We start from the raw sequence: 25,895 nt of genomic DNA on the forward strand, positions 1-25,895 counted from the left end.
ATTTCACTCTCCCTTCAATGATTGAATTAATTGCTCAATACTATCCTCTTTACTTTCAATATCGACAACTTGACGATTCGTTATTTCAAGAGCTCTTTCAAACCCTTTCTTTAAAGAACTTTTCGTTGGGAATTTACTTAAATCGATCCCTAAATTAACAATGGTTTGAGCAATTTCCGGACGGATTCCTACAAGGATACATGTTGCACCGATTAAGCGTACTGCTTCTGCCGCTTGAATAATATGATGAGCAACCATTGTATCAACAACTGGAACACCCGTTATATCCATTAAAACAACTTCCGAATTATGTTTAATCGCGCCATCAAGCAGGTTTTCCATAATTAATTTTGCCCGTTCCGTATCGATCGTTCCAATTAAAGGCATAATTGTAATACCGTCCATCACAGGAATTAACGGAGCTGATAACTCTTGAAGAGCTACCCTTTGTAACGACACCGTGTTCTCCCAACTCCCTGAGTATTCATTAACGAGCTGCCGAATTAGAGGTTCAACCCAATTATCTACACTTTCTAATACATTGGAAATAAATGTAGAACCTATTTGCTCTGTTTGACTTAAAATATAATCAATTGTAACTCTACGAAACACTTGTAAGCCGTCGGTAATATAACTTAATGGCCATCCAAGATTAATAATCTTTTCAGAAAAGTTCTCAACTGCTTTTGAAAAACCAGCATTTTTTATGCTTGTAAATATCACATTCACAAATTCCCTATTAGTACTATCAAATAGTTCTTCAGAAATACTAGCTGTATAATTATCACTTTTTAATGAATTTATTTCTTCCAGCCACATTTGTACAATGGCATCACTATTATCGATTGCAATCTTTTTAAACTTCTCGTCCATTTCCTTACCCCCACTTAATTAAAATATAATTTTTATTCTAAGTCATGTTATAGAGCTGCTTCAAAGCCCTAAAATTGTACTTTTTTCTAAAGTTATCAACAATAATTGTAACATAGAAACAAAAAACGGATAAAGTGAAACTTCATTCCGTAGGAGTTTTCTTCCAGCTCCTACGGAATGTTAGCTTGAACGAATCGGGCATTTAGGTGCCGTTTTCTCCCACTTAGACCTTTTGTATCCACTCAAGGCTCTTGAAGTGGGAGTCTTACGGCACCTTAGATGCGGGATAAAGTGAAATTTTATTTTACGCAGTGCTTTTCTTCTTGAAGTGGAACAAGGCTAAAATCTCAAGCACCCTTGGAAAAGGAAACACTTTTTCTGCATATCATGTCTCGCTATCGAGGTTTTTCTTATCTTGAAAAAACGCGATGCCTCTTCATAATTCCTCCTGTTCGATGCGAACCAATCAATCTTTCAGACGCCGTTTTGCTTCTCTTTTATTCTTTTTTTGACAATCTGTATAATATTTAGATATTTACGGCACCTCACATGCAGAATTTTCAACACAAAAATACCCTTGTACTAACACAAGGGTATTATTGACCATACATATCCTTCAGTCCTAAACTGATTTCCAATGCCTGATTGATCTTAGACATCATTTCTTTATCCAATTTTGTTATTCTATCTGTTAGCCTTTGTTTATCAAGTGTTCTAATCTGCTCTAGCAAAATAACGGAATCACGATCAAACCCATATCGTTTTGCATCAATCTCCACATGTGTTGGGAGCTTGGCTTTTTGAATTTGCGCTGTAATAGCAGCAACAATAACGGTAGGACTGAAACGATTCCCGATATCATTTTGCAGGATCAATACCGGGCGGACGCCTCCCTGTTCTGACCCGACAACAGGGGAAAGGTCAGCGAAATATACTTCGCCTCTTTGCACGATCAAATGGTTACACCCCGATCACAGAACGTTCCAAGGTGTTTTTTGCCTCCTCTTCAGCTTGGAAAGCTTCTGAAGCAATTGTCAAATTAATGCGGCCCATTTCTGCATAACCCTTTTCCATGGTTTCACGAAATCGTCGAAAATGCTCATCTCGTTTTTGCTGAAGATAGTTTCTTGTTGCCTGACAAATGAAATCACTCAAATCACTGTTCTCATATTTCACCAGACCATCCACCTCATTTAACAGGTTTTTCGGTATTTTAACTAAAACTTCTTGTAAGCTTTCTGACAAAACCATACACCTCCGCCAACTGTTGAACGAACTTTGTAAAATTCAATTTTAATAATATCATTGAATTCGCCCATTTGCAAAGGGTTGTAGGAATTTTTTCCGAAAAATCATTTGTTTTGTCGTTTATTTTTTATACGACGTGGTATATAGTGTAGAATACCTTATTACAGACGAGCTCTTTAAAGACCTTTGTAGATTCTCGGAACACGGTTGTTTATTACACAAGGGATTTCATAATTAATCGTTTCAGCATATTTAGACACTTCATCCATGGAAATAAATGCCTCATTTTGACGACCAATGAACGTTATCTTTGTACCAACAGGATACGCTTTATCCAACCTCACCATTGTTTGATCCATACAAATTCTACCTATTATCGGCATTCTTTTTCCATTGACCAAAACAGAAAAGCCTTGCATTCTGCGCAGCCATCCATCTCCATAACCAATTGGAACCGTACCTATCCATTCTTGTTGTCTTGCTTTATATGTGCATCCATAGCTAATACAATCACCTGGCTGGATTTGTTTAACGTGAACAAGTTTACTGTGTAAAGAGAAGGCTTGCTTTAACTCTATCTCCCCCTTTTCTTTTACTGCATTAGATGGATACAAGCCATACATTGCTATGCCAAACCGAATATAGTCATACATTTCAGCGGGAAAACGTATCGCACTAGCGCTATTACCAACATGGACATCGAGGTTTCCTTGCCAGCGCTCCTTTAATTTAGAAAGGAAATGGGTAAAACGTGATTGCTGTTTGTTAAAATAGGTTATGTCTAATTCATCGGCTGTAGCAAAATGCGTGAATACTCCTGTTAAATATATGCTTCGATTATTTTTTAATGCTTCTAAAATAGTATCTAGTTCTTTTTCCGTTCTTATCCCTATCCTCCCCATACCCGTATCAACTTTCAAATGAAGATGAAGCGGCTTAGGAAGCGAATACGTACTCACCTCATCCAACCATTCTTTTTGAAAAAAAGTAAGCGTTATTTCATTATTACAGGCTTCTACAGCAGATTCTGGCGGAACCCACCCAAGTACTAAAATAGGAGCAGTAATAGACGCTTTCCGCAATTTAATGGCTTCTTCCAACAGTGCTACTGCTAAATAATCCGCTCCGGCTTCCAGAGCCTTCTTCGCAACTTGTATACTGCCATGGCCATATCCATCGGCTTTTACTACTGCCATTACCTTTGTTTCAGTTGACAGCTTTTTCTTTATTTGTTTTATATTATATGCAATTGCATCCAGATCTATTTCTATCCATGTATTTCTATGTAAATCCAATTTTCTAACTCCTTTGGTTATTTTTTAATGCTTTAGGTGGCATTCCCCCCCACTGAAGCCTCCGCTGATCTTAATCGCGGGGGTAAACCTAGCCTAAATGATACTATTTTTATTTTACTTCTAATCATGTTAAATAAATTAAATTTAAGCTCATTTACAATAATTACCATGCGTTTTTAAATATACACATTTCTCTATGCTATTAAGCTTAACTTATCCGCATTTAAATCCGTTATTTATCGTTTAGAACTATTTCTCCCTTTATACAGATTGTACTACATCTTGCAAAATGAAAAAACAGACTACCCTTATGAGCTTATCTCAAAAACGTATAGTATGACCGTACTTTTCTATTTACAGCACATTAAATTTCACCATGTAAAAAGCAGACTCTTTATATGATAAGAGTCTGCTATCTAGCCTAACATTTATTTCACTTCTTTATTTGTAACAGATTTAGCTACTTCAATCAGTTCTTCTTTTGTTAGATCTTCACTGGCCAGCATAAAATCGACACCATTATGAGTCCATTCCACGGAGTTTTCAGTCATGGCTCCCACCGCAAATCCCAGGTTAACAATTTCCCCCTTTACTTCATTTGGAGAGTTCATCGCTGTTTGAGGTTTTGCTTGTTCTTCAATTAAAGTAAAGCTCTTATCACCTTCAAACGTTAAGATGACTCGATCTCCCTGATCCGTAGACGTCTCTTTCTTTTCTGTTAGTTCAGCTCCTGCCATGTAAGAAGGATAGTAAACCGTAAGCGGCTGTTCACCAGCTGTTGCAGTAGTTTCTTCGGCTTTTTCACTTCCCATATTTTTTTTCATAGAAAAATCATCGTCTGCAAATTTGGCTTTTTGATCAAAAGTAGAAAAAGTTACATCCACCAAAGCTTTTTTATCTTTGTCTAGAACTTTTACTTGCACTGGCTTTAATGATTTCTTATCAAGGTAAATTTCCTGATAAGGTAAATTGTTGTTACTTTGATAATTTGTTTTCGTTTTAAAAACATAGTGTGCATCTGTTACTTCAAATTTGGCTTCCTTATCCTTTTTGATATCATTGATTAATGATTGATAAAGATACGGTTGACTGCTATTTTGTGGCCATTCCGCTTGAAACTTAAAGCTTTTCTTTAATGCAGGTGTTAAGACAAACACACCATCTTTATTTTTTAAAATTATTTGATTGCCCTTGTCATCATCTTGACTTGACAAGCCAACTCGATACATGTCTTTTTTCTTATGCCAGATGTCAATCTGGAATGTTTGCTGTTCCTGGCCTGTATTCATGTTCATTTCAGCTTTTGCTTTGTACCCGTCCATTTTTTCCATATTTTCTTTTAAATCTGCTATAACATCTTCTTGCGATTTCTCTCCACATGCTGACAATAACAATACGAAGCTCATTAAAATAATCAAACTACCGATTTTCTTCTTCATGGACATATCTCCCTTGTCTCAGTTAAAACAAAGGGAACCTTATCACCTTATACCTCGTCAGAAATCATACGATATGCAGCCGAAATTCCATTGATCACATCGCTTGCCAATAGATCATGTTCAGAATGCTGTTGGATAACTAATAAATCTGCAGACAGACCGTGTATAAAACATGCATTACATAAAGCTTGAAACAGATCTTGTTTTTGCATGATCATAGCTAGAATAATGCCCGTTAACACATCCCCGCTTCCACCTTTGGAAAGCCCAGGATTACCTGTTTGGTTTACCGCTTGTTTCCCATCCGGAGAAGTTATCATGGTATACTGTCCTTTTAACACCACATAAGTACGGTATTCTTTTGCAAATTCGCTTGCATATCGAAAAGGATTTTGTAGCAGTTCCTGAATGGATACTCCTAACAGCATGGCCATTTCTCCTGGATGTGGTGTAATAACAGTAGGTTGATCTCGTTCTTTTAACTTGCTTAAAGCTTGTGATAAGTGATATAAACCGTCTGCATCAATAATAAGAGGACAGTTAGCATTATCGATTACATTCTGAACAAGCTCTCCTGTCCAAGTTCTTCTCCCAATCCCCATCCCAATAGCTACAGCATGATAACCGCTCAAAATAAGATTCGCTTGATTATCAAGAAACCCATTTTTCTCAGATAAAACCATATACATTGCTTCTACACAATTTGCAGCTACGGCTTGGATTACCTTTTCCGAAGTAGCTCCGGTAATTAAACCGGCACCAGCTCTTAATGCAGCTCTTATCGACATGGACAGTGCACCGGGCATTCCTATACACCCACCAATGATAATACCTTTTCCATGCTTGCCTTTATGATCATTCGGCTCTCTTTTTGGAAGACTTCTTTTCACATCTTTTAAATTCCAAACAGATTTAGTTGTATGTTGCTTGAAGGCTAATGTAGGCAAACCAATGGAGACAACCTCCCAAGATCCATAATAAGAAAACGTGTCATTAAGAAAAACACTTAGCTTTGGTGCACCGATAATAATCGTGTGATCTGCTTTAATAGCAGTATAAGCTTCCACACCTTCATTCGCTGGAAGTCCGGATGGAATGTCAACAGAGATGATGAGCTTTTGTTTTTGCTTATTGATAAACGGAACCAATGATGCAAAGGGTTCGCGCAAATCACCATCTACACCAATTCCGATCATTGCATCAATTAACACATTAGCTTCTTTAATCGCACGTACATCTTCACCAGCAAACTTTAATAAAGTACCTCCACAGTTTTCATAAACTTGCTTATGGTAATGGGCATCACCAGTTATCTTTTCATCTGGAACTATTTGTAACACGTTTACATCATACGCGTCATCAAGCAACGTACGTGCGATAACAAATCCATCCCCTCCATTATTCCCTGCTCCTACCAGCACACATATTTTATCTTCCTTGGAGATTTTACGAGTTACTTTTTCAGCAACTGCTCGTCCGGCATTTTCCATCAACAGCTTCCCATCTAAACCGATCGTATGCATTGCGAAATGATCGATATCGTACATTTCTTTCGCGGTGACAATATACAAATCTGTTCCCTCCTACCCGCACTAAAATAATATGAGACAACCTAAGTGATTATGCATTTACAGATCTTGTTTTAGAACCATAATCAGTCATTTTTTAATCGCTTTTTTAAAGCTCTTCAATAATAACTTGAGCAGCCGCGTATTCTCTTGTATGGCTGATTGATAAAAATAAATTAGTTTGTTCAAATCCTTTTACATATAGATGAGGTGCACCACTTTTTAATATTTGCACTTCCATATCCTGAAAACTTAACTTTCCAATCCCAGTACCAGCTGCCTTAGAAAAAGCCTCCTTTGCTGCAAATCTTCCGGCAACAAACTCTACCTTCCTTTTATCAGTTTTTAACGAAGCATAAATTTCTCTTTCCTTTGGTGTTAAAATACGCTCAATAAATCGGCAGTTTCTCTCAAGATTTTGTTTAATCCGATACAATTCTATTATATCAATTCCAATCCCTTTAATCATAACTCTTCTACCTCTTTCACAAAATAATTAACATGCATTTTTAAACCTCTATTCACAGTAAAGTAGGAATAGCCCAAATTAGACATTTAGATTGTATTTTTTCTCACTTTACTTTGTTCGATATAACAGTGCTAAAACCTCTTCCAAGAAGGAATGTCATCCTGCTCTTATTTCATAATTATACTGTAATAATAAGTAATAATTATGGTATGATAAAGAAAACTTGGCTAGCGGCAAGCGGAGCGCAGTCGATTGCCTAGTTGCACTTATACTTATTACCTTGAAATCTTTGCAACATTGAATCTGCTTCTACATTTATTTATTTAACGTATATAGAAAACTTGGCTAGCGTTCAAGCGGAGTGCAGACGATTGCCTAGTTGCACTTATACTTATTACCTTGAAATCTTTGCAACATTGAATCTGCTTCTACGTTTATTTATTTAACGTATATAGAAAACTTGGCTAGCGTTCAAGCGGAGTGCAGACGATTGCCTAGTTGCACTTATACTTAAATCCTTGAAATTTTTACAACGTCGAAGTCTCTACATGTTAATTTTATTTTAACGTGTAGAGAAAACTATTTATGATCGTATGAAAATATATTCTAAAGATTAATAAGAGCCTTTCTTCCATTTCTACAAAAAATAACGAGTTAAAAAATCTAAATGCAACATCCTAGAAATTAGAAAATAGTTTTCTTTAAGGTCAAATTTAAGGGAACTTTTCGACCTTGAACCAATAACTGTGAACTTAAGCAATATTCTCTCCTTGTTGTTTTGGAATTTATATTCGTTTCTACATGGTGGATAATCTTTTTGAAAAGTATCTTCGTAAGCTTAAGCGGTCAACTGCAACATACTTCGATCTTCTTCCTGCGATAAGTTAACATCGACACGGATCTAAAGGAAGACCGACTAAAAACGGGCTTGCCGCTCAGGCGTTGGCATACCTCTATTTTAGAGGCATATTTCCTCTATCTCGTCAAAAGATCTCCTGTTTGTATGGCTAACCGAGTACTTCAGGCTTTTGTTCTTAGACTCATCCTAATATACTTGAACCTTAAATAAGCGAATTTTACCACCCGCTAGAAACAGGGATAAAAAGCATGTATATTTAAAACAACGCTAGAATCAAAATATCTATATAGAATTAATCGATTTCACTCAGCACCAATCCATTGATCGCTTCAATTTGAAAAAAACTATTTGGAGGAGTCCAATGTTTATTCGAAACGAAAGAAGTATAAAAGAATTTATGCAATCTTATCCGGTTGTCTCTGCATTAGTTATCATCCATCTAGTGTTATGGTTCATTATTAACTTCTTACAGTTACCTATTGGAATAATGATTTATCAATTAGGCGAGGGTAATAATTACTTTATTTCCCAAGGGGAATATTGGAGATTAATTACGCCAATTTTTCTTCATGCCGATTTAATGCACGTACTGTTCAATTCCTTTTCACTCGTGTTATTTGGACCGGCTCTAGAACAAATGTTAGGAAGAAGTAAGTTTACTCTCGCCTATCTGCTTGCAGGACTGATTGGTAATATAGGAACCTATCTGTTTGCACCATCTAACTACTTTTTTACTCATGTTGGAGCTTCTGGAGCTATATTTGGTTTATTTGGTATTTATCTATTTATGGTGTCCTTTCGTAAGCATTTAATTGATCAAGTAAGTTCACAAATAATAACAACCATATTAGTCATTGGACTAATAATGACATTCATTCGTCCAAATATAAATATTTATGGTCATATCTTTGGATTTATTGGCGGATTCATTATAGCCCCGGTCGTCTTAGCTGGTGCTAAAGCATATAACCCTTGGGCTTCTTTAGTAAGACGTAAACGTTATAAAAATGATGATGACAGCATTCAATTCGATCCTAACCGTTGGGAAAAACGCCGGTTTCCACGTTCGACAAAGAAAAACATTTTGTGGATTATTTTAGGTGTTTTAGCATTACTAGGACTCCTTAGCCGGTTTTTTTGATGTCTATTATAGTCCATAATCAAATATCGCCATGTTTTAATTTTGAAAGCAGTCCAAATGAATGACTACCAGTTAATGCTTGGTATTGTGAAACTTTATTTGCGGACTTCTCTTAATATTAGTTGGACATAGAGAATCCTTAACTTTTTAATACGATCTTTCTCCCAAAACTCTACCGTTAGCTTAAAACAATTGCCATAGACCATTAAAAAATGCATTAGGAGGAGAAAAATATATGGCAAATATTTATGAAATTGCTAAATTAGCTGATGTTTCTGTTTCGACTGTCTCCAGAGTATTAAATAACCATAAATATGTATCGGAAGAAAAGAGAAAACGAGTACAACAAATAATCAAAGAATTGAACTACACTCCGAATAGAAATGCTGTTGATTTGATACGAGGAGAGACGAGAATGATTGGTGTTATTATTCCGTATAACAATAATCAGGCATTTGATCAAATGCTACATGGCATTCTTAATAAATCTACTGAACTTGATTATTCTGTTGCCGTTCTTCCAACAAAATATAACAAGCAAAAAGAACTAGAATATTTAGCAATGCTTAAAAATAAACTGCTGGATGCGATAATTATAACTTCCAGGTCAAACAGCTGGGATAAAATCATTCCTTTTACTAAATACGGTACCATCATTTCTTGTGAATATACGGAGTTCAAGGAAATCGGTTGTTCATATTTGGATCGCTACGCATCTTATATCGATGTCTTTAAAACATTAAAAAATAAAGGATATACAACCATTGCTTTTACTACCGGAAGAGAAGCCGCTGAAAGCTTAAGTACAAGACAAACAATTGCCGCTTATGAATCTGTCATTGGCCATGTAAATTCAGAATTGCATATTTCAAACTGCTTTTGCTTTGAAGATGGTTATAAAGCAGCTAAAACATTGTTAGCATTAAAAAATCGGCCTACTGCAATCTTTGCTAACGGCGATGAGATAGCCGGCGCCATTTATCAGTATGCAAAATCCATTGGCTTTCATGTGCCGCGAGACATTGCAATTATCGGTCAAGAAAATCAGCCAATCGGGGTCGCTCTCGGAATTTCAACGCTTCATCACCGTTTAGGAACAGTTGGTGAGCAGGCGTTTGAGCTTGCAGTAAAAAAATCTTCAGCTAAAGTAAAAACATCATATGAAATTATTCAACGAGCCTCCATTTAAAAATACAAATGGAATTTGTATCAACCTCATCTATAGCGGTTATACATGAAACATAATTATTGCTTTCTTATCCTTGTAAAAAATTCTTTTATTACGTGGGGAATATAGTTTCCCCCTTGTATAAAAGAAAAATTAGTCAACCCTTCTTACAGTCCATTCCCACTACCCGCAATATGTAAAACGGCCACTCTTATTTTCCAAACGAATGGAGAATGTTAGAGCATTTTACTTTTCCTTCATAACATTACACACTCTCCATACTTTCATTTCTTTTGATTACACAGATGAAAAATATAAAGAGACTATAAAATGTGTTGACCTGAAATGCGTTTCATCTTCTAAACTAAATATCAAACAACAAAAAAGGAGATGAACAACTTGTATCACACATTTATTTTTGACTTAGATGGAACGATTATCGATTCAGAAACAATTGGTCTTGAAGCGTTACAAGCAGCGTTAAAAGAGATAGGAATAAATAAAACGTTAGAAGAACTTCGTTTTTCAATAGGTATACCCGGATTAAGAACCCTAGAAATCTTGGAAATTGGAGACATTCCAACCGCACTCCATAGTTGGCTTGAAAAGCAGAAACCATTTATGGAAAATGTCCCTATATTTCCTGGAATAACGGAGGTTCTTGAACAACTACCAAACTTAGCTATTGTAACTTCCCAAAACAGAAAAGAATTGCAAGCAGGATTTAAAAAACTAAGGATCGCTCCTTATTTTAAAACTGTTGTCTGTGCAGATGATACAGAAAAACATAAACCTAATCCAGATCCTTTATTATTTGCTTTACAATTATTAAAAATTAAAAAACATGAAGCCATTTACATTGGAGATTCCATCTATGATATGCGCTGTGCTAAAGCAGCAGGCGTAGAATTTGGGGTAGCTGCTTGGGGGTTAACTTCAACTTCTAAATTTATCGAAGCGGATTATATTTTCGAGACTCCTAATGATATCTTGCGTTTAAAAGCAGACAACACACCAACATCCTATATCATATAAATTTGCTTTAGTGAGAGATGACCCTCCTAAGAAGAACGAATCAGATCACAAGTCTTCTAAAAGGAAAACGTATTTTCTTCAGAATGCGTAACGTTTTCTTATTGCTGGAACACAATCTGATTGTCATTCTTAACAAGGAAAGAAGCTAGTTATATTCATGCCGAAAATCATTTAAATAACTGCCCCCTTTCCTTTATCGGCAGACCTATCGTTTTTGTCGTTGTCAATACCTTTACTTTACTTCGTTACACTTCCCAGCTTTCAGATTGGCAAAGTCTAACAACCTCGTTAGTATGGAGACGGTTGAAACGGACCATCCATGAAAAGTGGAAGCCTTGGATGGTCCGTTAAATTATAAGTTACAATCTTTAAATACTTCAAGGTTAAAATCCAATTTTGGTAGCTTACAAACGTTAAACATCACAATCATATTTCTTCGTTACATTTTTTGAGGAAGACCGTTTTCGATAGGAATACCAGGATGCTATGCGATCCACATCTCTTTCCTCTAAATCTTTAATTTTATAATGACTACCTAAGCTATAATTTCCAAGAATAGATGCTTCGATGTTTGCTAAATGCTGTTTTCGATGTATGATATGCTGTTGTTTTCCCATAGTTTGAATTCGTTTGTGAAAAATAATCAACGTCTGTTTATACCATTTTCGATATGTAAGTATTATCCGCTCCTTTTCCAGCAGAAATCCCGCATCACGATAGCGTAAATAACCAAACCAGATCCCTACTGCCAATAATATAAGAGCTGTCCAGCTAAAGGTTGGTAAAAAGATAAGAATAGCTATACTAATTAAAACCATAGGTACACAAGCTCGTAATAAATAATATTTTAATGCCCGATTAGGAAGTGTTTGGATTTGTCCTTTCGGTAATGTATAGGCAGGTAAAAGGCTTGATAATAATTCCTCGACTTCTTTCTTTTTTAACAGCGGATACAGCACAAAAGCTCCTCCGCTATCCTCAACATTGCCAGCCACCTCAGCAAAAATAGTAGCATAGCCAAATGGCTGTCGGAAAATACTTTCTTCCATTCCAATTGCCTGAATTCGCTTTAAAGGTATCGTTGTTTGTTTTTTTTCAAATAAGCCGCGGGTGATAAATAATTCATTTTCATGCCTTTCAATTCTAAAGTTCCAAAATTTAATCATCGTACCAGCGATTCCAAGTAACCAAAGAATCAATAAGATGCTGCTTATAATGATAATTAAAAGAAATACACTTAGACTTATAATCCAGTTAAGCATATCATCGTAAACATGTTTTGGAATAAATTGCTCTACTTCAGAAAAGAAAAAAGCGATAATAGCTAAAAGGAAACCGATACTACCAGAAGTTGTTCCGGCAATAAATAATCGTTTATTGGAAATTTGATGAAATGGTACTTGAGCTTCGACATCTTGTTTTCTTAAAGCAGCAGTTTTAGAATATCCTTTTAATTCTTTATGCAACCGCTCTGCTTCTGTTAGTTTTACAGCTGTTAACGAAGCCTCTGCTTCTTTTCCGGATCCAGCTGTTTCAATTTGTACCCTTGCCAGCTTAAAAATTCGATGGAGAACATTAACTGTTAGATCAATCGATTGTATTCTCCCTTTAGATATATATCTTTTTTTGCGAACGAATATTCCCCACTCTATTTGTAGCTCGTCCTCTGTTACAACATAGGTAAAACGAAGCCAAGAAATAATACTAAATGCGGTAAAAATAACGAGTAGTAACGCGATGCCACTAAAGACATATAAAAAGTAATCTTTCGAAAACGAAATAAATGAAACAATAATTGGTATAATAACCTCGCGATATGAAAATAAATGAATGACTTTAAAGATAATCACAGCAGGATGCATACGTCTTGGTTTATACATCATCGTCTTCCGTCCTCGCTAACTCAGAAATATGATCTCTTAAAATTGAAGCATCTTCCTCGTTTAATGCTGGTATTTCATGTACTGTTGCTGCCGTTGAAATCGTTACACTTGCCAAGCCATACCGCTTTAGTATTGGACCTTGTTTCGTATCCACATGCTGAACCCGCGCCATCGGAACGAGTGTTCTAGAGACAATTAATATACCATGCTGTACATATATTTCTTGATCAAACAATTCATACCGCCAGCGTCTCCAGCGAAGTTTAGGAACCACAAACGTACATATATATCCTAGTAGAACAGTCACTACTAGAGCTAACACGTTATACCACGAAAAAAAATCAAAGAGAAAACTAACAATCAGTTCACCTACTACAATTATAATTGCAAAATAAATTGCTGACGTTATTTTCCACACCTTAATCGCATCTTTAGCTATTTCATGCTTAGGGGGTTGTCTCATTGTTTCATCCTTTCTTTTGATTTTGTTCGCCTTTACGCCAATATAGTTATAAGTCTTGTTCAAAAAGGAGCTAAAAAAGAGAGGTGACGTAGTTTCGACTGGTTATACAGCAAGAAACCAGCACTAAAGTAAGTTTGGCATACAGGGACTGCCTATTGTACTACTTTGAACAATTTAAAGTGAAATTCTAATGTCGTCAAGATAATAACAGATGCTTAACGCAATATGTTTTTTTAACATACGAGTAAAAAATTTGGTTACGTTGAACTAACTTCTATGAAAAGATTTTATACTTTCAAACGAATATTGTAATTCGAAGTGTTATTTTTATCGAACCACCCCCCATTTTTAAGCTAGCAGGAATCACATTTGAAATAAGCCATTACTGTCCTTACCTACAAATATCTGAACTAACACTCATGCTCAATTATGTATATGATCTAAATCAAACTAGTTTCAGTTTAAGTTATTTTGTTGCCAAAATCCACTAACCTTGTGAGCCATTTCTCTTTTAAGTTTTCATGTAAGTAGGCTTTTCAAATTAGAGAAATACGGCCCCCCTTACATTCGGAATAAAGAAAACCTGCCACTAAAACCGAGGGATGTCGACACCTGAGCGGCAAGCCCGCTTTTAATCAACCTTTCTTTAGATTCAAGCCGGTGTTGACTCATCCTAAGCGGAAGAGCAAGTTTGCTACAGCTCAAGTACATAAGCTAGCTCGTTTGCAAAAAGATATCCACCATGTAGAAACTACTATTGTTTCTTAGATAAGAAAGACTTGGCTTATCGCCAAGTCTTTATGGCGAAAGCTTTAGTTTTTCTTATACGATAAAGTGAAACTTCATTCAGTAGATGTTTTCTTCCCTCTCCTACTGAATGTTAGTACCACAAGGGTATGACCTAAAGGCCCTTGAATTAATCGGGGTATTTAGGTGCCGTTTCTCCCACTTTGACCCTTTGTATCAACTAAAAGCCCTTGAAGCAGGAGTCTTACGGTACCTTACATGCGGGATAAACCCTAAAATTTTATACTTTCCTATATACAACGAAAAAAGCTTCTTTTTTTGAAAGAAGCTTTTTTCGTATTAGTAATCTCTGTTTCTTCGTTTTTGAAAATTACCCTTCCGATTACGGCCACCCTGATTGCGTCCACTTTGGCCACCACGTCCACTTTGACTGCGTTTACCATAAAAACGCTTGTTATTCGACCTGCGATTATCCTTTATGCTCTTTGCTTTCTTCACGCTTACTGGTGCTACAGAAGAAATTTTAACTGGAGTATCCTTACGTTCTTTCGTAAGCAACTTCAATGCTGCAGCAATAACGCTAATGGAATCATGATCTTCTAATAATTGATTAGCTGCTTGGTGATAATCTTTCAAGTCCTTTGTTTCAACTGTTTCAATTATTTTACTTACTGTTACTTGCTGTTGTCCTTTTTGCGCATCATGGTATGTCGGTGGAGCCATCCGTTTCATTTTACTTTTCGTTACTTTTTCAATCAATTGTAAATGTGCCATTTCTCTTGGAGTAATAAACGAAATAGCCTCACCCGTACGTCCCGCACGCCCAGTTCGTCCAATTCGATGAACATAGCTTTCTGGATCCTGTGGTATGTCGAAATTATAAACATGCGTAACACCAGAAATATCCAAACCTCTTGCAGCAACATCTGTTGCGACTAACACATCAATTCGACCATGTTTAAACTTATTGAGAACGGACATCCGTTTTCCTTGTGTTAAATCGCCATGGATTCCTTCTGCTCGATAGCCTCTAGCCTGTAAGCCTTCCGTAATTTCATCAACACGTTTTTTCGTACGGCTAAATACAATTGCGAGATCAGGAGAATGGATATCTAAATGGTTATTTAACGTATCAAATTTATATTTTTCCGGTATCTCGATAAAATATTGGTCAATATTCTCTACGGTCATTTCTTTCGCTTTGATTTTTATTTCTTTTGGGTTTTTCATTAAATTTGTAGCGATATCGCGTATTTCTTTAGGCATAGTTGCTGAGAAAAGTAAGGTTTGACGTTCTTCTGGTATTTGTTTTAGAATATCGCGAATATCATCAATAAACCCCATATTTAACATTTCATCTGCTTCATCTAAAACAGCAATACGAATATAATCTGTGCGTATTGTTCTTCTGCGCATATGATCCAGCAATCTTCCTGGTGTTGCTACAACAATTTGTGGACCGTCTTTTAATGCACGGATTTGCCGTTCCATATGTTGACCGCCATACACTGCAAACGCACGGATACCTTTAAATTTTCCAAGACGGTTTAGCTCTTCAGCTACCTGTATAGCAAGCTCTCTGGTAGGAGCTACTACTAAACCTTGAATTTTACGTAGTTTTGCATTTAATTTTTCTATCATTGGTATTCCGAATGCGGCTGTCTTTCCTGTACCTGTCTGAGCCTGTCCAATCATATCATTGCCCTCAAGCGCAAGTGGAATGGTCTCCGCTTGAATTGGGGTGGCTTCTTCAAATCCCATTTTTGCCAATGCCTTCATTATCGGATTGGAGATGCCTAATTCTTTAAATGTTGTCACCTATTCCTCTACTCCTTTTTTTGTAAAAAATTTTATTATAACAAGAGGCCTTGGACGCTTCTATATACTTTAGTTCTTAATATAGTTCCCAAAAATGCAGTCGTATCATACTAAATGTAATTATTTAAAGAGGTTGTTCAAAAAGTTAAGGAAATGACACATGTAGTTTCTTCGTTAGTCTGTTTCTGACGGCTTGTTTATCATTCTCTTCGCCAAAACTTCACCTTGAACTTCTCAGGTCTTTTTTACACCTTTTTGACCACAAGGGAATATAAATAAAGCGTATTTCTAAATTCATCTTTTTCCGAGGTTATTCAAAAAGAAGGGGAAAGACAAATAAAATCTTAGTTCCTCTTTGAACACGCACTTATCATAGAATGTGTTTTTTACTTCCTAAAGTACAAAAAGGCTTCACCGAATGGTAAGAGGCCTCACGTGAACTCATGCAAAGAATATCATAACATATTTTTTATAATGATACTAATTAGATAAATGATTTTTTATTCTAACCGTGGTAAAATATATTAGATATGTACTACTTATTTATATAGAATACAAACAAGATAAGGAGGTTTTGAATGCGCCTTCCTCCATTTAATCCATATATTGCAGTAACCATCGGAGTCATATCTGTCTCTACTTCAGCCATTTTTGTAAAGTTAGCAGACCAAGCACCGGCTGCAATTATTGCCAATTACCGGCTTTTATTAGCTGTACTGTTAATGGCTCCAATTATTTTGAGGAAATACCGTCATGAAATAAAACAAATAAATCGAAAAGATTGGATCTTTTCCATTTTTGCAGGCGTTTTTTTAGCCTTTCACTTTATATTATGGTTTGAATCGTTAAATTACACCTCGGTAGCAAGCTCAGTTGTTTTAGTAACGCTTCAACCTATTTTTGCTTTTTTGGGAACCTATTTTTTCTTTAAGGAACGTTTTTCATATGGTGCAATTATTAGTATGCTTATTGCGCTAATTGGAAGTATTATTATCAGCTGGGGAGACTTTCAGATTAGTGGAACAGCCTTGTTTGGCGATATATTGGCATTACTTGGAGCTGTAACGGTAACGGCATATTTTTTGCTTGGACAACAAGTTAGAAGAAATTTGTCTATCATGACCTATACCTTTGTTGTATATGGTATAAGTTCCATTACATTAATTATGTATAACCTCATGCTGGGCAATTCATTTATCGGTTATCCAGTTGACCACTGGTGGATATTTCTAGCTTTAGCTATTTTCCCAACTTTTTTAGGCCATACCCTGTTTAATTGGGCACTAAAATGGTTGAGTACTTCAACTATTTCCATGGCAATTGTATTCGAGCCCGTAGGCGCCTCCATTCTGGCCTATTTTATCTTGGACGAAAAGATCACAGCATTCCAATTACTAGGTGGTACGATCGTGTTATTTGGGCTGTTTTTATTTATCCTCAGTACTAATCGTAAGTCAACCTTAACGATTTCCAAAAAAGAACAACATGAATAAAATACATGAAATGGGTGAGCATATGAACATTCAATTAATGACAGATGGCGGAGCTGATATTCCAGAGCGTCTAGCACGTAAAGCTGATATTATTCAAGTGCCGCTTTATTTACATTTTAGTGATAAGCAATACAGAGCTGGGGTGGATATGGATCTTCCTTCTTTTTATAAGAAAATAGAAGAAACGAAGGAATTACCGAGATCCTCTGCACCTAGCCCACATGATTTTTATAAAGCGTATAAACAAGTGGATAAACAAACATCGATTTTAATGCTCAGCTTAACAAAAGGGTTAAGCAGTACGTATGAAAATGCAGTTACTGGGATGAATATGCTATTAGAGGAAGAACCAGAGCGAACCATTGCTGTAATTAATACAAAGACGGCATCATGTGGAATTGCACTCTTACTTCATGAAGCAATAACAAAAATAGAAGAAAACTATACATTCATTGAATTAGTTGAGCATATACAAAAGCGAGCAGATCAAACCGCCACTTTATTTGTATTAAAAACATTAGAGAATTTAATTCAAGGAGGGCGACTGGATCGAGTAAAAGGAAAAATCGCTAAGACATTAAACATCAAATTACTAATGCGTGCAAGTGAAGACGGGGAAATTGAAGTTACGGAAAAGGTTAGAGGAGACAAAAGATCAATCCGACGGTTTATCGAGCAAATTGGTGAATATACAAAGAGCTTTGAAGATAAAGTTATCTCCTTATCCCATTGTAATGCAGAAGAACGCGCTAAAAATGTGCTGTCTGAAATACGCAGCAAATACCCGTTTAAAGATGCCTATATCATGGACACAGGTCCATTAATTTCCACATACGGCGGAAAAGGTGCGCTAGTTATTTCATTTTTTAAACATAATAAATAAGTGAGAATTGTTTCTGCTAGCGGCTTAAAGAAATGGACCTTACAGTAATTCATCCGATGTTATCCCTTGTTTTTTTGTAGGATTCTAATCTAACGTATAAATTTGGCCACAATAATTTTAGCGTAAACTGATGGATACTGAATGCGCTTCTTACAACCATACATAGAAGAAATTTAGGGAGAAAGCAAGCTTATAATCCTATCCATCCCTATGCTTTTTTAAAAGAGTCTGACTACTTCAGACTCTTTTTTATACTATAGGAAAGTATAATAAGAAAAACGATAGCTTTCGCCAAAGACTTGGCGATAAGCCAAGTTTTTCTAATGTTTGTTTTGTTTAGTAAGAAAAGAATATACCATTTGATTAAGTGTATCCTTATCCTCTCCTAAACAAATTAAATGCTTCGATCGCTCAAAAAATACAACCTCTTTCTCCTCTGATGTAATTTCATTATTTAGGTAATAAGCTGTTTTGTAAGGAACCATCCCATCCTGCTGACCTTGAGCTATAAGTACAGGTGATTGAATTTTATTTAAATAACGTCTGGTAAATCTAACCAATTTTAAAAATTCGATATTAGCCCGAAATGGTACAGCACCAAGCTTTTTTTTATAATGAATGTACAGTTTGTTTTTTTTCAGGTCTCCTTTTATCGCGTCCTTAATAACTGTTCCAATATCTAAACCTATTTGTTTAAACGATAAATATTTACCTGATGTAGCTAAAAGGACCAACTTTTCTACATGATGCATGGCAGCGAGGTATGCTGCAATCATGCCACCCATGGAAAAACCAATCAAATAGACTGTCTCATATGTTTTTTTTAATTGCAATAATGTTTGTTCCGCTGCTTCCAACCATTCATCATGGGATACATCTTCTAAATTTAACCTCCTCCCATGACCAGGTAAGGTTGGTACAGCTATATGCCAATCTGTATGCTCTTTAAAATAATTTGCCAAAGGCTCCACTTCATAAGGACCACCAGTATATCCATGGATAATTAAACAAGCTATCATCTCGATTCCTCTCTTTCTTGTCTATATTTGTTTACCCGTTCTGGCAAAAATTATGACAGCCTTTTACATATGCAACTATTTTTCCTTGTTTTCCATAATTAGCATAATTTCTTGGCTAGAACTTCTAAGGTCTTTACCGTTTTACCTTGTCCATTCTTAAAAGAATCAATCCCGTTAATTTATAGTCCTACCAGTATAGTTGTTACTTACATTGAAAAATTTGTAAGTATTAAATCAACCTCCGCGTTTTCTTACGTATGAAAAAAGCTGATGAAAGGAAACATCAGCTTTTTCATCTGAATGTTTTTATTAACGAGCCGAACTGCTTAAAAATTGGGGAAACTTGGTGATACGTATTAGCTAATTGACCTACCGTAGATAACATCTTATCTAAATTTAATGCTTGCCCTGGACCAGGTGGTTGATTTGGCGGATAATTTGCTTGTGGATTTATATTTTGTTGTGCATTTTGTTGGGATGATTCTGATTTTATTCCTGGCCAATTCATTGGTTGTGGTGGCTTGGTGAAGTAATCATAAGGAGTTTGCTGATTTGCTTGTAGGCTTTGTTGCATACCCCCAAAGAAATCCATTTGTCCCGGATTATTTTCAAAATAAGGTGGATAAGGTATAGAAAAAGGATAATTTCGAAAACCATCATCGTTATGATTGACATAATCAAAATAAGGGCCATAATACATTTCCTACACACCTTCTTTATCTTTTCTTATAGTTTATGACTACTCCTTCATGTGTGTGATCACTTTGAATCATTTTTATAACCATCAAAGAATGAACTGTAATAGGATATGTGATTATCTAATAAGCCAAGGCTATACTTTATTTTGTTTTTTTGAAATCCAAGAATTGGTTCTTTCACGCCTTTAATAAATATTGCTGGTGTGCCGTATATACCTTTATCTTGTAACTCCTTCATATGATTAATATCATTAATATTTTTTATTTCATAAGGGATCTTCCACTTTTTTAAGTTTTGTATTACTCTTTCGCATTCCTTATTGTAGTCACTAATATAAACAAGTACTTCTGGTTCTTCCATTTTTTAACCCCCTTTCAACTGAATTGAACCAACAATTATATAATTACCCGGGACAAAATAACAAAAACGTTAGAAAAACTTGGCTTGTCGCCAAGTCTTTAGCGAAAGCTGTCGTTTTTCTTATAAGATAAAGTGAAACTTCATTCCGTGGAATGCTTTTTACACGGAATGTTAGTACCACAAGGGTATGACCTAAAGGCCCTTGAACGAATCGGCATTTAAGTGCCGTTTCTCCCGCTTTGACACTTTGCACGAACTCAGGACTTGAAGTGAGAAACTTACGGCACCTTACATGCGGGATAAAGTGAAACTTCATTCCGTGGAATGCTTTTTACACGGAATGTTAGTACCACAAGGGTATGACCTAAAGGCCCTTGAACCAATCGGGCATTTAGGTGCCGTTTTCTCCCGCTTTGACCCTTTGCATGAAATCAGGTCTTGAAGTGGGAAACTTACGGCACCTTACATGCGGGATAAAGCCTAAAATTTTATACTTTCCTATAGTAAAAAAGGCCAAAGTCATACCAAATTGCATCCTATTTGCCACACTTTTGACATATTTCTTTTGACCTATAAAAACTCCATATAGTATAAAGTCTTAGCGCAGATGGTTTTAGCCACCTTACCTATAACCCTTAATGAAATCGAATCAACGCACACAAGAAATTTTTCATTTTTATAGTGTAAGTAATTAGAGGCAGCCGAAAAACTAGTTAAGGACTTCTAAGTAGACAATATACCTTCTTCCCTATTTTAGTTATTGCTATTCCTCATTTCTTAGAAAAACTTTCCTATAGTGCAAAAAAAAAGAGAGGAAAAATCCCTCCCCTTGAAACTCTTATAAAGTGCAACTTCTATCCGTAGGGCTTTTCCTTCACCCCTACGGATAGAAGTAGAACAAAGGCTAGAATCTCGTACGCCTTTGAAAAATTGTATGGTTAAAACTAATGGTGAAGTAGCTTAGATGGAAGATTTTTTTACAGCTGATACATGCTGAATTGATTTTCCCAACTTACGTAATAAGTCAATTGCCATTACCTTTTCCGTTTCGTTTAAACCGCTAGTAATTTTTGCAATTCGTGCCCAATGCCCGGGAAAGATATGATGAAGTAAATCAGCACCTTTATCAGTAATTTTTGCGAACGTAACACGACGGTCATGATGATTGGGAATTCGAACTAAATAACGCTTATTCTCTAATTTATTTACTACATACGTAATACTTCCACTTGTTAGTAGAATTTTTTCACCTATTGCTTTTAATGGCTGAGCACCTTTATGATAAAGTAATTCTAACACAGCAAAATCAGTTAAATTAAGCCCTCTGCTTTGAATATCTGCTTCTACTTGTTCCATTAGACTACGATAAGCCTTCGATAAAACAACAAATAATTTAAGCGAATTATTTTCTTGTTTCTCTTTTAATAAACGATCGTAGTTCATCACATTTCCCCCTCATATATTATGTTTAGGCATTATTTTTCTCTCGAAAAACATAAAACCATGCCAATTCGAACCATTACCATACTCAATCTCTCATTTTACCCTTCATTTGATACTTGATCTTGAGCTGGAGACTTACTTTCAATTAATTTGGAATAAAGTAGAAAAACAAATAGAAAAGAACTTATGGAAACAGCTGGATATATTCCACTGATAGCTATACAAATAACAGATAAATACCCCAGACTCTCTTCTAGCTGTGAAACGTATTTTTGGTTTTTTATCATCTGATTTGTTTTAATTATTTTTACATGCATTAAATAAATATACGAAGTCAAAAACAGCAGTGCATGTAAAGGTATCCACCAAGTGGGATATAAAATATAAAAAATAATTATTGGAATAAATAAGAACAGGATTCCAATATGTGCCAATTTGAGGAAACCTTTTTTATAGTCTTCAAGTGACCATGGTAGTATCTGTATCATATCATTACTAAACCGATCTAGGTAAAAGCTAGAAGCTATTGAAGTATACACATAAATGGTAACAGCTACGCCTACATAAAACAGCCATTTAGGTACAAATATAAAAACAGTCAGCATGATAAAAAGCGAAGCAAGAGAACGAAAGATTAACTCATGTTGTTTCGTAACATACAATTTCCATAAACGATTATACATTTGTACCGTTGATTGAAACGACTGCTTTTGTTTATAGCTATTTTGAAATATCGTATAGCTTTTAGGCCGCCTAAACTTAGTTTTTGAAGCGAATCCTGCCAGCTGCATTCGCCAAAGCGTAAAATCACTAATTTCCGTTACTTTTGACCAATTTATTCGCCAAAACAAACCTGGTATTAGAATGATATTTATGAAAACAATTGCTCCAATGATTGCAATTCCTACCCTTTCACTATTTACCAAAAAACCAATTCCACTGATTATAAGCATCGATAAAAACAGCCCTATTTTAACAGACAACCGCTGTTGAAATAACTTCCACTGAGGAATCGACATGAAAATATCAAAACTGAGAGTCAAACCAACAAACATAAAAATAATTTTTGTATCAATAGGTGTTAAAAGTGCAGTAATTCCACCAATAAAGACGTAACTGAACAGCTTATTTATCCACCTTTCCACCAATGTCAAAAACCAAATATTTCCCCTTTTGTACGGTAGTAATGACAATTGATATTCAGCAGTGGAAAACAAGACACCTGGCTCACGAAAAGCATTGAACATATAACGAATCGGTAGAACAGCAATTAATAACCAAACCCCTTTTTGCGCATGTTCTTCTACAATTAAAAAGTAATCATTAAATTCTGCCATGATATCACCAAAGATAAACATGGCGGCAAACAAGTAAGCAAATAGTAATCCTGCATAAATAGCGGTTGTTTTATCCAGTAGCAGTTCTAAAGCCATTTTATTCAATTTTCGTTTCTTTTTAAACCGGTTTCTGCGAATGAATAAGAAACTCTTCAAAAGCGATGGACGCCGAATCATTTCTTAATTCTCCTATCTATCGTTGCAAATTGATTAATCGGTCCTTGACTATGGATTTTCCCTTCTTTTAGCATAATAAAGGCATCAGCTATTCCCTTCATTCGATCCAGCTGATGGCTAGTCACAAGAACGGTTGTTCCGCTTGCTATTTTCTCTTTTATCAACTGTTCGAAATAATCTACGGCATAAATATCTAACCCCATAAATGGTTCATCGATCAATAATAACGGTGTATCCGGCAAGAGCGCACAAATCGTTTGCACCTTTTGCCTCATTCCTTTGGACAACGATTCAGGATATTCGTCAAGCTTATCTACAAGCTCAAAGCCTTTTACCATTCGATCAATTCGTTCGTTCAATTCATTTTTTGCTATTTCATAGCTCATTCCATAGAGCTGAAAATGCTGCATAACTGTTAATTCTGTTAATAACATCGGTTCTTCAGGCAGGTACGAGAGTAATAGCTTAAACGTTATAAAATCGTCATCTTGATGGAAAGACTCGTTAATGATTATTTTCCCTTGAGCCTTTTTTATCATTCCCATTATTGTCTTTAGTAACGTTGATTTTCCAGCACCGTTATGCCCCACAAGTGCCGTAATGGTTCCTTGGGGCAATGAAAACGAGGCATGATCAATAAGTTTTTTTTGATCAATTTCTGTCGTTACTTCAATCACTTCTAACGCTTTCAATCTAATTCCCCTCTCTACAAAAAATACTAGATATGTATATATAATAGTACGTAAAATTACATAAAAAAGATTCATCTAACAACACTATCCCGACTAAAAATAGCGTCGTTTTGTCTTTAAAAATGCTTTTGATAAAAAGACGAAGGTCAGCTAAGATCAAACAACCTGAGAAAATCATATGTATCGCTGTCGACATTTTGTTATCCTTGAAAAAACCGAAATATGTCTCTGTCGCATCTTTTTTGTTGTGTCGACCCAAACGAATCGAGCATTTAGATGCCGTTGTCGTTATCCCAGCACTTTAGACTCCTTTGTATTCTCTAGCAGGGGTCTTACGGTACCTTAAATGCGAAATAAAACAAAATTTTAATGATAAGATTTTCTCTGCCATAAACTGATTGTTAAGCTTGGCTGGGCTGGCTTTCTTGTTGTTATTTTCTGCTCAAATAGTAATCTTAACACTGCATAGCTGATATTTCTTTCACTGAAAGCGATTATTGTTTCCTATTTTGAAACATATCATACTTCCTGTCTTTTTAGGGGGTAATACCTTATATTTATTACCTTAAAATTTTATTTAAAAAAACTTAACCGTTAGATCATTGATTTTTAGCGGTTTTATATTAAAGCAACATAAAATTTATAAAGTTGTTATAGAATTTTTAACTAAAATAGTATTTAATAAGAGAGAAATGCTTTTTAAATAATATCTTTTCTAGGAGGGTCTACATGAAAAAGTGGTACAGCCTATTTATTATACTTTTTTTAGCTTTCTTACTGGCTTCCTGTGGAAGTTCTAATGATTCCAAGGGAGAAGACAAAGCAAGTGATGTCGATGAGCAAGCAGGAAAACCGGATCAATTAGTTATGGGGTTTGTTCCTTCACAAGATTCTGACACAATCGCTGATACAGTAGAACCATTAGCAAAACGCTTAAGTAAAGAGTTAGATATAGAGGTAAAAGGAGAAGTAATGACCAATTACAATGCCCTAGTTGAAGCAATGGGTGCTAATCAGGTGCATATCGGTTTTATCCCGGCATTTGGTTATGTCCTTGCCAACGTACAGTATGACGTAGAAGTAATTCTTAAATCCATCAGACATGGTTCTGGTACATACAAAGCACAATACGTTGTTCGTTCTGACTCTGATATTGAATCCTTAAAAGATTTAGAAGGGAAGGTATGGGCATACGCGGATAAAGGATCTACATCCGGTTACTTATTCCCAGCCTATCAAATGATGGAAGAATTCGGCTATGATTCTGGCACAGAATTAGAGAGTGACTTTTTCGCAAGTACTACTGCCACCGGTGCGCATGATAATGCAGCCATTTCTGTTTATGAAGGGGACGCTGATGTAGCTACAACTTTTGTTGATGCCCGTACAGAGCTGGAAGAAGAGTATCCTGATGTCATGAAAAAATTAAAAGTTATTGGCTACACAGACGAAATTCCTAACGATACCATATCTGTAACCAAAGATCTGGATGATGAATTAGTGAAAAAAATTAAAGAAACATTCCTTTCTTTTAATGACGATGAAGAAATGATTAAAATTATGAACAACGTGTATAATTGGGATGGCATCGATGAAGCAACGGACGAAGAATATCAAATCGTTAAAGATACGTACCAAAAATTCAAAGACGATATAGAGTTGTAAACAACAAACTTATTTAAAGCAAAACATGATATATTTTAAAATCATTGTAAAAAGGGAGAGCTCAATCTGTCCCTTTTTTCCCAATTTTTAAACAATTTATTTCTATAATGGGGGGCTATAC

At 35.6% G+C, this 25,895-nt stretch carries 22 protein-coding genes; 6 read left to right on the top strand and 16 right to left on the bottom strand.

What is annotated here, in order from left to right; all coding sequences use genetic code 11:
• Positions 1-3: 3 nt before the first annotated feature.
• The 7 genes from BN1066_RS05020 to acpS all read right to left on the bottom strand — a co-directional run bounded on the left by BN1066_RS05020 (position 4) and on the right by acpS (position 6,892).
• Positions 4-873, bottom strand: coding sequence for an RsbT co-antagonist protein RsbRA (locus BN1066_RS05020; RefSeq protein WP_077318366.1), 870 nt, complete (start codon positions 871-873; stop codon positions 4-6).
• A gap of 596 nt (positions 874-1,469) precedes the next feature.
• Positions 1,470-1,829 (bottom strand): type II toxin-antitoxin system PemK/MazF family toxin, encoded by a 360-nt coding sequence (locus tag BN1066_RS05025; RefSeq protein WP_077318367.1) that lies wholly within the window; start codon positions 1,827-1,829, stop codon positions 1,470-1,472.
• Between the two features lie 4 nt (positions 1,830-1,833).
• Entirely contained in the window at positions 1,834-2,118 is a 285-nt protein-coding gene (locus BN1066_RS05030; protein ID WP_077318368.1) for a CopG family ribbon-helix-helix protein, read from the bottom strand.
• Positions 2,119-2,297: 179 nt separating this feature from the next.
• Positions 2,298-3,416 (bottom strand): alanine racemase, encoded by a 1,119-nt coding sequence (gene alr, locus BN1066_RS05035; protein ID WP_077318369.1) that lies wholly within the window; start codon positions 3,414-3,416, stop codon positions 2,298-2,300.
• A 428-nt stretch (positions 3,417-3,844) separates the two neighbouring features.
• On the bottom strand, positions 3,845-4,855 hold the full coding sequence (locus BN1066_RS05040) for a LolA family protein (RefSeq protein ID WP_077318370.1): 1,011 nt from the start codon (positions 4,853-4,855) through the stop codon (positions 3,845-3,847).
• Between the two features lie 47 nt (positions 4,856-4,902).
• On the bottom strand, positions 4,903-6,426 hold the full coding sequence (locus BN1066_RS05045; RefSeq protein WP_077318371.1) for a bifunctional ADP-dependent NAD(P)H-hydrate dehydratase/NAD(P)H-hydrate epimerase: 1,524 nt from the start codon (positions 6,424-6,426) through the stop codon (positions 4,903-4,905).
• A 106-nt stretch (positions 6,427-6,532) separates the two neighbouring features.
• Positions 6,533-6,892 carry a holo-ACP synthase gene (gene acpS, locus BN1066_RS05050; protein ID WP_077318372.1) on the bottom strand — a complete coding sequence of 120 codons (360 nt, stop codon included), beginning with the start codon at positions 6,890-6,892 and terminating at the stop codon, positions 6,533-6,535.
• Positions 6,893-8,112: 1,220 nt separating this feature from the next.
• On the opposite strand from acpS, the gene BN1066_RS05055 reads away from it, so the two are divergent.
• From BN1066_RS05055 to BN1066_RS05065, 3 genes are all read left to right on the top strand, one after another.
• Positions 8,113-8,892 carry a rhomboid family intramembrane serine protease gene (locus BN1066_RS05055; protein WP_077318373.1) on the top strand — a complete coding sequence of 260 codons (780 nt, stop codon included), beginning with the start codon at positions 8,113-8,115 and terminating at the stop codon, positions 8,890-8,892.
• 235 nt (positions 8,893-9,127) lie between these two features.
• On the top strand, positions 9,128-10,081 hold the full coding sequence (locus tag BN1066_RS05060) for a LacI family DNA-binding transcriptional regulator (protein ID WP_077318374.1): 954 nt from the start codon (positions 9,128-9,130) through the stop codon (positions 10,079-10,081).
• A gap of 378 nt (positions 10,082-10,459) precedes the next feature.
• The gene (locus BN1066_RS05065) at positions 10,460-11,095 is read left to right on the top strand and encodes an HAD family hydrolase (RefSeq protein ID WP_077318375.1); all 636 of its coding nucleotides are present in this window, start codon (positions 10,460-10,462) and stop codon (positions 11,093-11,095) included.
• Positions 11,096-11,508: 413 nt separating this feature from the next.
• On the opposite strand, the gene BN1066_RS05070 is transcribed toward BN1066_RS05065, so the two are convergent.
• The 3 genes from BN1066_RS05070 to cshA form a co-directional block, all read right to left on the bottom strand.
• Entirely contained in the window at positions 11,509-12,978 is a 1,470-nt protein-coding gene (locus BN1066_RS05070; protein WP_245799704.1) for a PH domain-containing protein, read from the bottom strand.
• Positions 12,968-13,441, bottom strand: a complete 474-nt coding sequence (locus tag BN1066_RS05075; protein WP_077318376.1) for a PH domain-containing protein — start codon at positions 13,439-13,441, stop codon at positions 12,968-12,970. The genes BN1066_RS05070 and BN1066_RS05075 overlap by 11 nt, the downstream gene beginning before the upstream one ends.
• 1,086 nt (positions 13,442-14,527) lie before the next feature.
• A complete protein-coding gene (gene cshA, locus BN1066_RS05080) occupies positions 14,528-16,006 on the bottom strand; it encodes a degradosome RNA helicase CshA (RefSeq protein ID WP_077318377.1) in 1,479 nt (492 codons plus the stop codon).
• A gap of 578 nt (positions 16,007-16,584) precedes the next feature.
• Here cshA and BN1066_RS05085 point away from each other — a divergent pair.
• Positions 16,585-17,499, top strand: a complete 915-nt coding sequence (locus BN1066_RS05085) for a DMT family transporter (protein WP_077318378.1) — start codon at positions 16,585-16,587, stop codon at positions 17,497-17,499.
• 22 nt (positions 17,500-17,521) lie between these two features.
• Positions 17,522-18,382 (top strand): DegV family protein, encoded by an 861-nt coding sequence (locus BN1066_RS05090; protein ID WP_077318914.1) that lies wholly within the window; start codon positions 17,522-17,524, stop codon positions 18,380-18,382.
• Positions 18,383-18,702: 320 nt separating this feature from the next.
• Here BN1066_RS05090 and BN1066_RS05095 read toward each other — a convergent pair whose 3' ends face one another.
• The 6 genes from BN1066_RS05095 to BN1066_RS05120 all read right to left on the bottom strand — a co-directional run bounded on the left by BN1066_RS05095 (position 18,703) and on the right by BN1066_RS05120 (position 24,109).
• A complete protein-coding gene (locus tag BN1066_RS05095) occupies positions 18,703-19,401 on the bottom strand; it encodes an alpha/beta hydrolase (protein WP_077318379.1) in 699 nt (232 codons plus the stop codon).
• Between the two features lie 292 nt (positions 19,402-19,693).
• A complete protein-coding gene (locus BN1066_RS05100; protein WP_077318380.1) occupies positions 19,694-20,101 on the bottom strand; it encodes a hypothetical protein in 408 nt (135 codons plus the stop codon).
• A 59-nt stretch (positions 20,102-20,160) separates the two neighbouring features.
• Positions 20,161-20,460, bottom strand: coding sequence for a glutaredoxin family protein (locus BN1066_RS05105; protein WP_077318381.1), 300 nt, complete (start codon positions 20,458-20,460; stop codon positions 20,161-20,163).
• A 960-nt stretch (positions 20,461-21,420) separates the two neighbouring features.
• The gene (locus tag BN1066_RS05110) at positions 21,421-21,903 is read right to left on the bottom strand and encodes a MarR family winged helix-turn-helix transcriptional regulator (protein ID WP_077318382.1); all 483 of its coding nucleotides are present in this window, start codon (positions 21,901-21,903) and stop codon (positions 21,421-21,423) included.
• Positions 21,904-22,001: 98 nt separating this feature from the next.
• Entirely contained in the window at positions 22,002-23,417 is a 1,416-nt protein-coding gene (locus tag BN1066_RS05115) for a hypothetical protein (protein WP_077318383.1), read from the bottom strand.
• Entirely contained in the window at positions 23,414-24,109 is a 696-nt protein-coding gene (locus BN1066_RS05120) for an ABC transporter ATP-binding protein (RefSeq protein WP_077318384.1), read from the bottom strand. The genes BN1066_RS05115 and BN1066_RS05120 overlap by 4 nt, the downstream gene beginning before the upstream one ends.
• Positions 24,110-24,838: 729 nt before the next feature.
• On the opposite strand from BN1066_RS05120, the gene phnD reads away from it, so the two are divergent.
• Entirely contained in the window at positions 24,839-25,774 is a 936-nt protein-coding gene (gene phnD, locus BN1066_RS05125; protein ID WP_077318385.1) for a phosphate/phosphite/phosphonate ABC transporter substrate-binding protein, read from the top strand.
• Positions 25,775-25,895: the final 121 nt, after the last annotated feature.

The organism is Virgibacillus proomii, from assembly GCF_900162615.1.
Taxonomy (GTDB): domain Bacteria; phylum Bacillota; class Bacilli; order Bacillales; family Amphibacillaceae; genus Virgibacillus; species Virgibacillus proomii.